This window comes from Pseudomonas paeninsulae (assembly GCF_035621475.1).
Classification (GTDB): domain Bacteria; phylum Pseudomonadota; class Gammaproteobacteria; order Pseudomonadales; family Pseudomonadaceae; genus Aquipseudomonas; species Aquipseudomonas paeninsulae.
Window position 1 is genome coordinate 4,848,789 of the sequence record NZ_CP141799.1, and the last position, 12,121, is coordinate 4,860,909.

At 64.3% G+C, this 12,121-nt stretch carries 13 protein-coding genes; 5 read left to right on the forward strand and 8 right to left on the reverse strand.

From position 1 onward, the window contains the following. The first annotated feature begins 118 nt into the window (after positions 1-118). Together VCJ09_RS22330 and VCJ09_RS22335 are read left to right on the forward strand one after the other, a co-directional pair. On the forward strand, positions 119-655 hold the full coding sequence (locus VCJ09_RS22330) for an O-acetyl-ADP-ribose deacetylase (RefSeq protein WP_324732207.1): 537 nt from the start codon (positions 119-121) through the stop codon (positions 653-655). 70 nt (positions 656-725) lie between these two features. Continuing rightward, entirely contained in the window at positions 726-1,910 is a 1,185-nt protein-coding gene (locus VCJ09_RS22335; RefSeq protein WP_324732208.1) for a BaiN/RdsA family NAD(P)/FAD-dependent oxidoreductase, read from the forward strand. A 108-nt stretch (positions 1,911-2,018) separates the two neighbouring features. Here the strand turns inward: VCJ09_RS22335 and VCJ09_RS22340 are convergent, their stop codons facing one another. The 4 genes from VCJ09_RS22340 to VCJ09_RS22355 form a co-directional block, all read right to left on the reverse strand. Further along, positions 2,019-2,708 carry a glutathione S-transferase N-terminal domain-containing protein gene (locus VCJ09_RS22340; protein WP_324732209.1) on the reverse strand — a complete coding sequence of 230 codons (690 nt, stop codon included), beginning with the start codon at positions 2,706-2,708 and terminating at the stop codon, positions 2,019-2,021. Between the two features lie 10 nt (positions 2,709-2,718). Further along, positions 2,719-3,378, reverse strand: a complete 660-nt coding sequence (locus VCJ09_RS22345) for a glutathione S-transferase N-terminal domain-containing protein (RefSeq protein ID WP_324732210.1) — start codon at positions 3,376-3,378, stop codon at positions 2,719-2,721. 67 nt (positions 3,379-3,445) lie between these two features. Continuing rightward, complete coding sequence (locus tag VCJ09_RS22350; protein WP_324732211.1) at positions 3,446-3,640, reverse strand: hypothetical protein; 195 nt, start codon at positions 3,638-3,640, stop codon at positions 3,446-3,448. A 197-nt stretch (positions 3,641-3,837) separates the two neighbouring features. Then, positions 3,838-4,701 carry a type 1 glutamine amidotransferase domain-containing protein gene (locus VCJ09_RS22355; protein WP_324732212.1) on the reverse strand — a complete coding sequence of 288 codons (864 nt, stop codon included), beginning with the start codon at positions 4,699-4,701 and terminating at the stop codon, positions 3,838-3,840. 201 nt (positions 4,702-4,902) lie between these two features. Here VCJ09_RS22355 and VCJ09_RS22360 point away from each other — a divergent pair, with 201 nt between their 5' ends. Then, the gene (locus tag VCJ09_RS22360; RefSeq protein ID WP_324732213.1) at positions 4,903-6,756 is read left to right on the forward strand and encodes an SLC13 family permease; all 1,854 of its coding nucleotides are present in this window, start codon (positions 4,903-4,905) and stop codon (positions 6,754-6,756) included. A gap of 184 nt (positions 6,757-6,940) precedes the next feature. On the opposite strand, the gene VCJ09_RS22365 is transcribed toward VCJ09_RS22360, so the two are convergent. After that, the gene (locus VCJ09_RS22365) at positions 6,941-7,594 is read right to left on the reverse strand and encodes a protocatechuate 3,4-dioxygenase (protein ID WP_324732214.1); all 654 of its coding nucleotides are present in this window, start codon (positions 7,592-7,594) and stop codon (positions 6,941-6,943) included. A 70-nt stretch (positions 7,595-7,664) separates the two neighbouring features. Beyond that, positions 7,665-8,060, reverse strand: a complete 396-nt coding sequence (locus VCJ09_RS22370) for an RNA-binding S4 domain-containing protein (protein ID WP_079203651.1) — start codon at positions 8,058-8,060, stop codon at positions 7,665-7,667. A gap of 117 nt (positions 8,061-8,177) precedes the next feature. Here VCJ09_RS22370 and rimB point away from each other — a divergent pair, with 117 nt between their 5' ends. Both rimB and rimK read left to right on the forward strand, forming a co-directional pair. Beyond that, positions 8,178-8,645, forward strand: a complete 468-nt coding sequence (rimB, locus tag VCJ09_RS22375) for a retropepsin-like aspartic endopeptidase RimB (protein ID WP_079203652.1) — start codon at positions 8,178-8,180, stop codon at positions 8,643-8,645. Continuing rightward, positions 8,642-9,547, forward strand: a complete 906-nt coding sequence (rimK, locus tag VCJ09_RS22380) for a 30S ribosomal protein S6--L-glutamate ligase (protein WP_079203653.1) — start codon at positions 8,642-8,644, stop codon at positions 9,545-9,547. The genes rimB and rimK overlap by 4 nt, the downstream gene beginning before the upstream one ends. A gap of 96 nt (positions 9,548-9,643) precedes the next feature. Here rimK and VCJ09_RS22385 read toward each other — a convergent pair whose 3' ends face one another. Further along, a complete protein-coding gene (locus VCJ09_RS22385; RefSeq protein WP_324732215.1) occupies positions 9,644-10,957 on the reverse strand; it encodes an ATP-binding protein in 1,314 nt (437 codons plus the stop codon). Positions 10,958-11,066: 109 nt separating this feature from the next. Continuing rightward, complete coding sequence (gene ompR, locus VCJ09_RS22390) at positions 11,067-11,801, reverse strand: osmolarity response regulator transcription factor OmpR (protein WP_079203655.1); 735 nt, start codon at positions 11,799-11,801, stop codon at positions 11,067-11,069. Positions 11,802-12,121: the final 320 nt, after the last annotated feature.

The window sequence follows — 12,121 nt, forward strand, 5'->3', positions numbered from 1 at the left end:
GCGACCCACCGAGGGCCAGGGCCAAGGCCAAGGACTAGACTCAGGGGTACCAACCCGGCCCGATCCAGGCAACCTGGGCCACAGCATTCGAGCCACCCGGCACTCCCGGAGCCACAAGATGCCAACCACAGTCCACGCCCTGCAGGGCGATATCACCCAGCTGCCGGTGCAGGCCATCGTCAACGCGGCGAATGCGGCGCTGCTCGGCGGTGGCGGAGTCGATGGGGCGATTCATCGCGCCGCCGGGCCACAGTTGCTGGAGGCGTGCCGTCAGCTGGGCGGTTGCACGACCGGTGAGGCCAAGCTGACCTTGGGTTATCGCTTGCCCGCCGAATACGTCATCCACACGGTCGGGCCGGTCTGGCATGGCGGCGACCGGGCCGAGCCGGCGCTGCTGGCCGCCTGTTATCGGCGCGCGCTCGAACTGGCCGCCGCCCAGGGCATCCGCAGCCTGGCCTTCCCGAGCATCAGCACCGGCGTCTACGGTTACCCGCTCGCACTCGCGGCGCAGATCGCGGTAAGCACGGTGCGTGCGGCGCTAAAGGAGTGCAGCGGTTTCGACGAGGTGATCTTCTGCTGTTTCTCGGCCAGCGACCTGCAGGTTTACCAGCGTCTGCTCGCGGCCCCGCCCGGCGCCAAGCCCGCACCGATCTAGCGGCTTCGGTTAAGATGCGCGCTGTTTGGCGCCGCGCTCGCGGCGCCTGGGCTGTTGTGGGGACGTGGCTGTGTTGGTTACTCAAGTTGTGATTGTCGGTGCCGGGGCCGCCGGCCTTATGTGTGCATTGACCGCTGCCGGGCGCGGGCGCCGGGTGCTGTTGCTCGACCATGCGAACAAGGCCGGCAAGAAGATCCTGATGTCTGGCGGCGGGCGCTGCAACTTCACCAACATGTACTGCGAGCCGGGCAACTTCCTCTCGGAGAACCCGCACTTCTGCAAATCGGCCCTGGCGCGCTATACCCAGTGGGACTTCATCGGCCTGGTGGGCAAGCATGGCGTGGCCTACCACGAGAAAAAGCTCGGCCAGTTGTTCTGCGACCACAAGGCCAGCGACATCCTCGGCATGCTCCTCGACGAGTGCACGCAGGCCGGGGTCGAGCTGCGCCTGGATACCTCGGTCAGCGAGATTGCCAAGCTGGAGGCCGGCTACCAGTTGCAGACCAGCGCCGGCCTGGTCAGCTGCGAGTCACTGGTGATCGCCAGCGGCGGCCTGTCGATCCCGACCCTCGGCGCCAGCGGCTTCGGCTATCAGGTCGCGCGCCAGTTCGGCCACAGCGTGCTGGCGACCCGCGCCGGGCTGGTGCCGTTCACGCTTACCGATCCGCAGTTGAAGACGCTGTGCACCGAGTTGTCCGGCACCTCGGTGGAGGATTGCCTGGTCAGCTGCAACGGCCAGAGCTTTCGCGAGAACATCCTGTTCACCCACCGTGGCCTCAGCGGCCCGGCGATCCTGCAGATTTCCTCGTTCTGGCAGCCGGGCGACACCGTGCATATCGACCTGCTGCCGCATATCGACCTGCCCGAGTGGCTGGCCGAGCAGCAGCGCGACCGACCGAACAGCGAGCTGAAGACCCTGCTCGCCGAGCTGTTCACCAAGAAGATGGCCGGCCTGCTGGCCGACAACTGGTTCGCCAGCAAGCCGATGAAGCAGTACACCCCGGGCGAACTCAAGGCGATCGCCGACAAGCTGGCCGACTGGCAACTGGTGCCGGCCGGCACCGAGGGCTACCGCACTGCCGAGGTGACCCTGGGCGGCGTGGATACCCGCGAGGTGTCGTCGAAGACCATGGAGTCGCTGAAAAGTCCTGGGCTGTATTTCATCGGCGAGGTGCTGGATGTCAGCGGCCACCTCGGCGGCTTCAACTTTCAGTGGGCCTGGGCCTCGGGCTATGCGGCGGCGCAGTACGTCTGAAGCGCAGCGCTGAGCCGGCGTGTACCCGGCTCAGCGCGCAACCACGAATCAGCGACAGGCCGCAGCCGCACCTACAGGTACGCGGCAGACTCGCCCATGAAGCTGGGCTCAGGCGGGCTGGCCGAACAGCAGCTTGCGTGCCTCGGCACTCATGAGTGCCTGCGGATCGTTATTGACCTCCTCGACCAGGGCATAAGCGCGCTGCACCGCCGGACGCGCTGCCATGCGCTCCAGCCAGAGCGCCATCTGCGGGAAGTCGTCGAGCTTCTGCTGCTGGCGTTGCCATTGTTTGGCCCAGGGGTAGATCGCCATATCGGCAATCGAATAATCCCCCGCCACGAACTCGCGCCCAACCAGCTGGCGGTCCAGCACCCCGTACAGGCGCGCGGTTTCCTTGACATAACGCTCAATGGCGTAAGGAATTTTCTCTGGCGCGTACTGGCTAAAGTGATGGTTCTGCCCGGCCATCGGCCCGACTCCACCCATCTGCCAGTGCAGCCATTGCAGGACCTCGAAGCGTCCGCGCAGATCCTGCGGCAGGAAGCGCCCGCTTTTCTCGGCCAGATACTCGAGGATCGCCCCGGATTCGAACAATGCCAATGGCTCGCCACCATCAGCCGGAGCCTGGTCGACTATCGCCGGAATCCGGTTGTTCGGGGCAATCTTGAGGTAGTCCGGGTGGAACTGTTCGCCCTTGCCGATATGCACCGGGCGCACGCGGTAGTCGAGGCCCGTCTCCTCGAGAAAAATTGAGACCTTATGGCCGTTGGGTGTAGTCCAGTAGTAGAGGTCGATCATCTTGATGTTCCTATACCGCCCGTTTGACCGGACCCAGTTGGGCTTCGTATTGACTGAGCAGGCGCTGGAACCAGACCCCTATCGGTGAATCGCCAGACCAGGGCTGCTCGCCCAAGCACCAGGCCCAGAAGAAGAAACCCGCCACCAGGTAATCGCTGGCAGCAGGCTCGGCACCGTCCAGATAAGGTTGCGTCGCCAGCACCGCGTCCAGCGGCCGCAGTGCCTGCTGCAACTGGGCTTGGCCGGCGACCGGGTCGGCGAACTGTTCCAGCGTCATGCCCAGCCTCTGCTCGCGGCTTTCCCGGAAATAGTCGTGATCGGCAGGGTCGAGGACCGCATGAAGATTCAGCACCAAGCCCTTGAGCATGCCCGCTGGCAGAATGTGCCGGATCAACTGGTCGATCAGCTCCAGGCGCGCGCTGCTCATGGCATCGCCCAGCAGCGGCTTGGCCGGGTAGCGCTGGTCCAGATAGCGGAAGATCGCCAGGCTATCGCTGACCACCTCCTCGCCATCGCGTAACACCGGCACCATTTGCTGACCGGAGAAGGCCAGCTTGGCTCTGTCACTGAAGCGCATTGGCTGGCTGTCGAAGCTCAGCCCCTTGTGCAGCAACGCCAGGCGGACCCGCCAGCAGTAAGGGGAAAACACCAACTCGGGTCGCCGCCGCATAGCTCGTAAAGTTCGCGCATGTCGCTCTCCTGACTAAAGATCGATTGGTCAAAATATAAGCAAAAATTTATCGCAGCGTGCTCATCACGCAGTGCAGGTAGCTGGCCAGGGCGTCTACGTCGGCCGTAGCGCTCAGCTCGCCACCGGTCCGCGCTGCAAGCGCTTCACGCAGGACCCGCTGAATGCGCTCGACGCCAGGTTGCAGAAACTCGGCCAGGGCCAGATCGGTCTGAGAGAACTCGCTGGCCACATTTATCTGCATGCAGCCGCGCGGGTTGCCGTCGGCGCCAGCAGATATTGCAGCGAGGTGGCCTCGTAGCCGCACTGCCAGAAGACCTGCATGGCCTGTTCCAGTACGGTTTCGGGGTCGAATGATTTAGGCCGTCCGCGAGTCACTTAGCGAATTTAGGACTGCTTGGTTCAGAAGTCAACCGCGGCGCCCACGCAGATGCGTGCGCCCTATTCAGCCAGCAGTTCGACGAAGCACCGGGCGAACGTATGCACATCCCCCGGCCAGCGCGCGGATACGTATTGGCCGTCGCACACCACCCAGGCCGGGCGGCTGTCGGCCAGGCTGTCGCGGTGCAGGCCGCTGGTCTTGCGCAGGCGATCCGGCGCAGCCGCCGGCACGTCGAGGAAATCCGCCGGGCTGGCCAGGGCGCGGCTGACCTCGGCCTGCACACTCATATGGCCGGCCGGCTCGCCCGGCGCCTCCAGGTAGGTACGGTAATAGTTCGGCGCCCAGAAGCGGCCGTAGAAGCGGGTCAGGTTCCAGGCGCTGCGCTCCATCGCCCAGGTCAGGGCGGTGGTCTGCCGCCCGTACAGCGCGGAACGACCATCCGCCCGGCGGCTGCGCGCAGCCAGCAGCACGCCGTGACAGATAGCCGCGACCGGCTTGGCACTGGCGAAGAAAGCGCCGACGAAGGCCTGCAGACACTCGCTCTCCAGGTAGGCGCGCATGCCTCGGGCCCAGTGCCCGCCGGGCAGCAGCAGGCCATCGAAGTCCGCCACGGCGAGCTGCTGGTAATCCAGCGGTTGGCGAAACTCACTGTCCGCCAGCAAGTCGCGGTAGGCCTCGCGCGCATCACGGCGGGCGCGCAGGAGCAAACCGAGCAGTTTGAAACGCCGCAAACCGGGCAACCAACCCCAGGGGTCCAGGCCCTCGCCCGTGAGCATCAGTGGATCAGCAACCGCCGGCTGGCCATCCAGGGTGGCGAAGCGCACCCGATGGCCAGCCGCGCGCAGCAGTTGCCAACTGATGGCGACTTCGCTGGGATCGAAATCTCGCTTTGGCAGCACTATCAGAACGGTCTTGGCGGGCATGACGCGGGAACTCCTTAGCGAGGGCTCGAGCTTAGACGCTAACCCCCGGGCCAAACGAGTGGCCCGCCAGGCCAAACTGGCGAGAAGCCGGTAATTGAACTGACGCCAGGCCGCGTGCTCTGCTACAAAGCTACCGACAAACCGACACGGCCGTTAGCCGCATCGTTATCCCGTCCTAATTGCCCGAGGAGCGCTTGCCGCGTGACCCAAGACCAAGGCTTGATCTTCGCCATCCTCGCCACCACCATCGGCATGTTTGTCTGGGGCCGCTGGCGCCACGATGTGATCGCCCTCGGTTCCTTGCTGGCCTGCGTCATGGTTGGTCTGATCCCGGACGCGGAGGCGTTCAGCGGCTTCGGCCATCCGGCGGTGATCACCGTCGCCTGTGTGTTGGTGCTGAGCTATGGCTTGCAGAGTACCGGCGCGGTGGACGTCCTGGCTCAGCGCGTACTGCCCAGTAATGCCGGCCCCATGTTCTCGATTGCCGCACTGACCGGCCTCGGCGCGCTGCTTTCGGCCTTTATGAACAATGTCGGTGCCCTCGCCCTGCTGATGCCGATTGCCTTGCAGATCGCCAGAAAACAGAAGCTGCCCCCCGGTCGCGTGCTGATGCCGCTGGCTTTCGGCACCATTCTCGGCGGGATGACCACGCTGATCGGTACGCCACCCAACCTGATCGTCTCCAGCTTCCGCGCGCAGAACGGCACCGGGCCCTTCAGCATGTTCGATTTCAGTCCGGTTGGCATCGCGGTGGCCCTCACCGGCGTGGTGTTTATCGCCCTGCTCGGCTGGCGCCTGGTACCCAAGCGGGAAGTCGCCAACGCGGCCAGCTTCGACACCGGCACCTACCTCACCGAGGCACGGGTCAAGCAAGGCGCCAAGGCGGTGGGCAAGACCCTGCGGGAAGTCGAGCAGTTGCTCGATGAGGCTGACGCCCAGGTAATCGGCATGCTGCGCAACGATCTACGGCTGTCCGCGCCCGACCCACGATGGGTCTTGCAAGCCGATGATGTCCTGGTGATCGAGGCCGAACCCGAGGCTCTCGGCACAGTACTGGGCAAGCTGGGCCTGAAACTGGAGGCCGAGCACGAGGAGGACAAAGAAAACAAAGACAAAAAAGACAGCAAGCCAGCCGCCCGCAAAGCAGCCAAGCATAACCACGAGGACAGCAATGGCGACAAAAAGGAATCCAGCGACGATGCCAGCGTTCTGCAGGAGTTGCTGGTGCGACCCGACTCCCAACTGATCGGGCGCTCGGCCAGCAGCACCCGCCTACGTAGCCGTTACAGCCTCAATCTGCTGGCAATCTCGCGCGCGAGTCATCGCTCGATCAAGCGCTTGCGCTCGACCCTGATCGAACGCGGTGATGTCCTGCTGATGCAGGGCGCACCCGGCGATATCAGCGAGTTTGCCGGCGACCATGCCTGCGTGCCGCTGGCCGCCCGCGCCATCAGCATTCCCAACCCAGGCCAGGCCGGCCTGGCCCTGGGGGTTATGCTGCTGGCCGTGGTGGCCGCCGGCGTTGGCCTGCTCTCGGCCGCCGTGGCCTTCGCCGCTGGCGTGCTGGTGTTCATGGTGATGCGCGTGGTGCCCCTGCGCGCGGTATACGAGGCCATTGACTGGCCGGTGATCGTGCTGCTTGGCGCCTTGATTCCAGTGGCCGGCGCCATGTCCAGCAGCGGGGCGGCCGACCTGCTGGCGCGGTTGCTGATGGAGCATGTCGCCCAAGGCAATCCGGTGATCGTGCTGACCCTGCTGTTGGTGGTGAGCATGACCCTCTCGGACTTCATGAACAATGCCGCCACTGCCGCGGTGATGTGCCAGATCGCCCTGAGCGCAGCCAGCCAGCTCGGGGTCAACCCCGACTCGCTGTTGATGGCCGTGGCGATTGGCGCCTCCTGCTCGTTCCTCACGCCCATCGGTCACCAGAACAACACCCTGATCCTCAGCCCCGGCGGCTTCCGTTTCGGCGACTACTGGCGCCTGGGCCTGCCCATGGAGATCCTGGTGGTGCTGGTCAGTGTGCCGTTGCTGCTGGTGGTCTGGCCGCTGTGAAGCCTCAGAGGTTGTGAAAATATCGAGCGCCGTCGCGAGACCGTCTCCAGGCGTTCGCGGCAAGGCGCACTGCGTGAAAAGCAGGGGAGTTTAGTGAGCTAAGTGACCCTGCTTTTCACGTAGCGCAACGCCGCAGCGGGCGTTTGGAGGCGGCCGCAGTAGGCGAGAGTTGTTTCACAGCCTCTCAAGACGCCGGGGTCACGCCGAGGACGATATCGAAGTGCGCCACCTGTTCTCCCGCCCGTGCACCGGCCACCGGGACGAAAGGCACGATCAGAAGTTCGCGCAGGCGTGGCTTGCGGATCGCATTGAGCACCGCATCGCCCTGGTTCAGCCGCTCGCCGCGGATATAGCACTGGGTGGTGAAGCGCGGCTGGCCGGGCAGGGTCACGGCGATATGGATATGCGGGGTGCGCCCCGGATAGGGCACCGGGCGAAGGGTGCGGAAGCGATAGCGGCCATCGCTGGCAGTCTCGAAGCGACCATAGCCCTGAAAACTCAGGTCACGCCTGGCCCGGTCACCGCCACGGCGGTGCAGGTAGATACCATTGGCATCGACCTGCCAGATTTCCACCAGTGCGCCCTTCAGTGGGTTGCCGCGGGCATCGAGAATCTGCCCGTGCAACTGCACAACGACGCCGCTGGCTTGAGTCGGCTGGTCGCCGATCAGCAGCAGATCGTTGTCCTGATCCAGCGGCAGTTGGTCGGGATAGAAAGGCCCCGGCGTCTGCGCCGGAGTCAGCAGCAGCTCGGCGAAGACGCCGGGGCTAGCCAACAGCAAGACGCCGCCGCCAAGCCCGGTCAACAACAGACGACGACTGATTCGCGACAGCTGCATGCTTGCCTCCGCAACGCCAAGGGCGATGCTTACAGACTAGCTGGCGTACAGCCCTTGGGAGACCCGGGGCTCAATCCTGTCCGTCACGAAACCGATGGATCTGCCGGCGCTGCTTCTTGCTCGGCCGGCCGTCGGTCTGCATGCCCAGGGCGCCGGCCTTGCGCTGCGCGGCGGCCAGTTCGCGACGGACGAGACTCTCGGCCGTTTCGCTGTACAGCGCCTGGGCCTCGGGGGCGCCGCGGCGCACCACGGACAAGCCCTGAATGACCACGCTACGCTCGTCGAAACCGATGCGGATCAGCAGTTCATCACCGATCCGCGGTTCCTTACCCGGCTTGCAACGCTCACCACGGCAATGCACCTTGCCGCCCTCGATCGCCGCCTTGGCCAGGGCCCGGGTCTTGAAGAAACGCGCCGCCCACAGCCACTTGTCCAGGCGTACTTTGTCGTCGTCTTTATCGCTCATCGCACTCTCAAATCAAAAACACTCGCCCTCCAGCGATTTTGCCTGATGCAGTTGTCCCGGCGCACCACTAGAATGCGGGCACTATAGGGCAACCCGGCCTGAGGGCACTCGCCTACCGTGAAAACCTTCGACCACCTCAGCGTGATCGGCCTGCGCGAATGGATCAACCTGCCAGATCTGGGCATGATCGGCCTGCGCGCCAAGATCGACACCGGCGCCAGCACCTCCTGCCTGCATGCCAGTGATATCCAGCCATTCCAGCGTGATGGCGAGGACTGGGTACGCTTCACCGCACACATCGGCACCCTGGTCCAGCGACGGCATCGCTGCGAAGCAGCTCTGGTAACGGTGAAACGGATCAAGAGTTCCACCGGCCATGTGCAGAGCCGCTACGTGATCCGTACCGGCCTGACCCTGGGCGATCGCATGTGGCCGGTGGAGTTCACCCTGACCTGCCGCAAGACCATGCGTTACCGCGTACTACTAGGCTCCAAGGCGCTGGTCGACGGCCAACTGGTGGTCAACCCGGCGCTGACCTATATTCAAGACAAACCTGTGCTCCTCGACATCTCTGGTGCCCCATGAAAATCGCCGTGCTATCGCGCAATCCGCGCCTGTATTCCACTCGTCGCCTGGTCGAAGCCGGGGAGCAGCGTGGCCATGAAATGGTGGTGATCGATACCCTGCGCGCCTACATGAACATCGCCAGCCACAAGCCGCAAATTCACTACCGCGGCAAAGCCCTGGAGGGTTTCGATGCGGTGATCCCACGGGTCGGCGCCTCGGTGACCTTCTATGGCTGCGCGGTGCTGCGCCAGTTCGAGATGATGGGGGTGTTCCCGCTCAACGAGTCGGTGGCGATCAGCCGCTCACGCGACAAGCTGCGCTCGCTGCAACTGCTCTCGCGCAAAGGTATCGGCCTGCCAGTCACCGGTTTCGCCCACTCCCCCGACGATATTCCCGACCTGATCCAGATGGTCAACGGCGCGCCACTGGTGATCAAGTTGCTGGAGGGCACCCAGGGTATCGGCGTGGTCATGTGCGAAACGCAGCAGGCCGCCGAGTCGGTGATCGAGGCTTTCATGGGCCTGAAGGCCAACATCATGGTGCAGGAATACATCAAGGAAGCGGGCGGCGCGGATATCCGCTGCTTCGTGATCGGCGACAAGGTGATCGCAGCGATCAAGCGTCAGGCCAAGCCCGGCGAGTTCCGCTCCAACCTGCACCGCGGCGGCTCGGCCAGCCTGATCAAGATCACCCCGGAAGAACGCATGACCGCCGTTCGCGCCGCCAATATCATGGGCCTCAACGTCGCCGGCGTGGACATCCTGCGCTCCAATCACGGCCCGCTGGTGATGGAGGTGAACTCCTCGCCGGGACTGGAGGGCATCGAAACCACCACCGGCAAGGACGTTGCCGAGCTGGTCATCCAGTACCTGGAGAAGAACGGCGGACCAAACCTGACCCGCACCAAGGGCAAGGGCTGAGACACCCGCACCGATTCCCCGTAGACCCTATGTTCTCGTGCAGGGTCTGCGACAGTGGGCTGAATCGGCATAATTCAGCGCCACAACAGCCTGCAGTTAAACCGCGTCGCGCGGCAGTAACAGCCCCAGCGGCAGGCAGACTCGCGCCTCCAGGCCGCCACCGCAACGGTTACGCAACTCGACGCTGCCGCCATGCAGGGCGGCGATGCGCTTGACGATGGCCAGGCCGAGCCCGGCACCCTGGCCACCGCGGGCGCGGTCGCCGCGAATGAAAGGATTAATGATGCTGCCCAGCTCGCTCGGATCGATACCGGCGCCACGGTCGAGCACGCTGAGCACGATGTAAGGCGCGCTGCAGTCACCGGCCACCGACACGGCGACTTCGACCGCATTGCCACCATAGCGCAGGGCATTCTCGATCAGATTGACCAGCAGCCGCTTGATCGATACCCGGCGCAGCGGGAAGACCGGCACCGGCTCCAGACACAGGCGCACCCTCTTCTGCTGCTGGTTATAGGGCGCCACCACTTCGCCGATCAGCTCGCCGAGATCGAGAGGTTCCAACGGCTCGTCGCGGCCGTCGCGGATAAAGGCGAGGAACTGATCGAGAATCGCGTCCATGTCCTCGATATCGCGGACCATGTCCTCGGTCAGATCGGAGTCGTGGTTTAACAGCTCCAGGGACAAGCGCAAACGGGTCAGCGGCGTACGCAGGTCATGGGACACCCCGGCCAACATCAGCTCGCGCTCGCGGCCGCCCTGCTCGACGTCTTCGGCCATCTGGTTGAAGGCGCGATAGACCTCGGCCATCTCGCTGGGCGTATCGCTCTCCGGCAAACGCACGCTACGGCCCTTGCCGAGTTGGCGGGCGGCGAACACCAGGCGCTTCAAGGGCGCACTGAGCTGGCGCACGAAAATCCAGGCGGCAGCGGTGGAGAGCAAACCGATGCCCAGGAACCAGCCGAGTACACTCCAGATCCGCTGGCCGCGCAGCGGGTGCGGATACAACGGTACCCGCAGCCAGTCATCGCCCAACGCTGGGGCATGCACCCACAGCGCTGGCGGATTTTGCGCACTCACCCGCACTTCGGTCTCGGGGCCGAGTTCGGACTGCATCTGCCGCTGAAAAATCTCGCTGTAGGGCCAGTGCTGCTCGCTGACCGGCACAGTGTCACGGGGTACCCGCTCGAGACCCGCGGCGGCGGCAATCTTCTCGCGATTCTCCGAGTCAGCGGCCCAGTAGGCGCGTAGCGTCAGCGCCGCGCCATGGCTGTACTGCCGATCGACCAGCACGTCCTCGTTCATCATCAGATAAACCAGGGTCAGTGCCTTGGAGAACAGCACCACGATCAACACCAGCCAGAGGGTGCGAGCGAAGAAGCTTTGCGGGAACCAGAGAGGGGTTTTCATAGGCACTTACAGGAATGTAGGAGCGGTGGGGGACAGCTTGTCCCATGCCCGCGATTGGACTGCGGATCGCGGGCATGGCCCGCTCCTACGATGGATCATTGCGCCGACGTCATTTATTGCCATCCGGCACGAACACGTAACCCACGCCCCAGACCGTCTGGATATAGCGCGGCTTGGTCGGGTCCGGCTCGATCAGCCGGCGCAGGCGCGAAATCTGCACGTCGATGGAGCGCTCCAGGGCGTCCCACTCGCGACCGCGGGCCAGGTTCATCAGTTTGTCGCGGGTCAGCGGTTCGCGAGCGTGTTGGACCAGAGCCTTGAGCACGGCGAACTCGCCGGTGGTGAGCATATGCACTTCGTCACCCTTCTTCAGCTCGCGGGTGGCCAGTGACAATTCATACTCGCCGAAGCTGACGCTCTCGTCCTCGGCGCCCGGTGCCCCCGGCACTACCGGCACCTGGCGACGCAGCACGGCCTTGATCCGCGCCAGCAGTTCGCGCGGGTTGAACGGTTTGGCCAGGTAGTCGTCGGCGCCCAACTCCAGGCCCTGGATCCGGCTGGCTTCGTCGCCCTTGGCGGTGAGCATGATGATCGGCACCTGATTGTTCGCCGCCCGTAGCCGGCGACAGGCAGACAAGCCGTCCTCGCCCGGCAGCATCAGGTCGAGCACGACCAGATGGAACAGCTCACGCGCCAGCAGGCGATCCATCTGCTCGACGTTTTCCACCGTACGCACGCGGTAGCCCTGCTCCTCGAAGAAACGCTCGAGCAAGCGCCGCAAGCGGGCATCGTCATCGACTACCAGAATTTTCTCGCCTTCAAGCGAAAGTGCAGTGCTGCTCATAGAAGCTCCTTGACCGAGAATCTGTACCGCCCGTCGGGCGTAGACAGTCTCCAACGCTGGCATTATGGCTCAGCCACCGCGATCACCGGTGGCAGCCATTGTTAGCAGATTTTTCCTCGCGGGCCGGGGGCCAAGTAATCGGCCGTGGTGCGACCCGAATCAGCTTGCGCCCGGCTAACGCCCTCCACCCCCATTCATCCAGCCGCTAATGGTTATAATGCGCCGCTCTATTGTCTGGCCCGTGGTTTGCGAGGTCGGTTTTTCGTTTCAGCGGTTGTGAAAATATCGAACGCCGTCGCGGGGCCCTCTCCAGGTGTTCG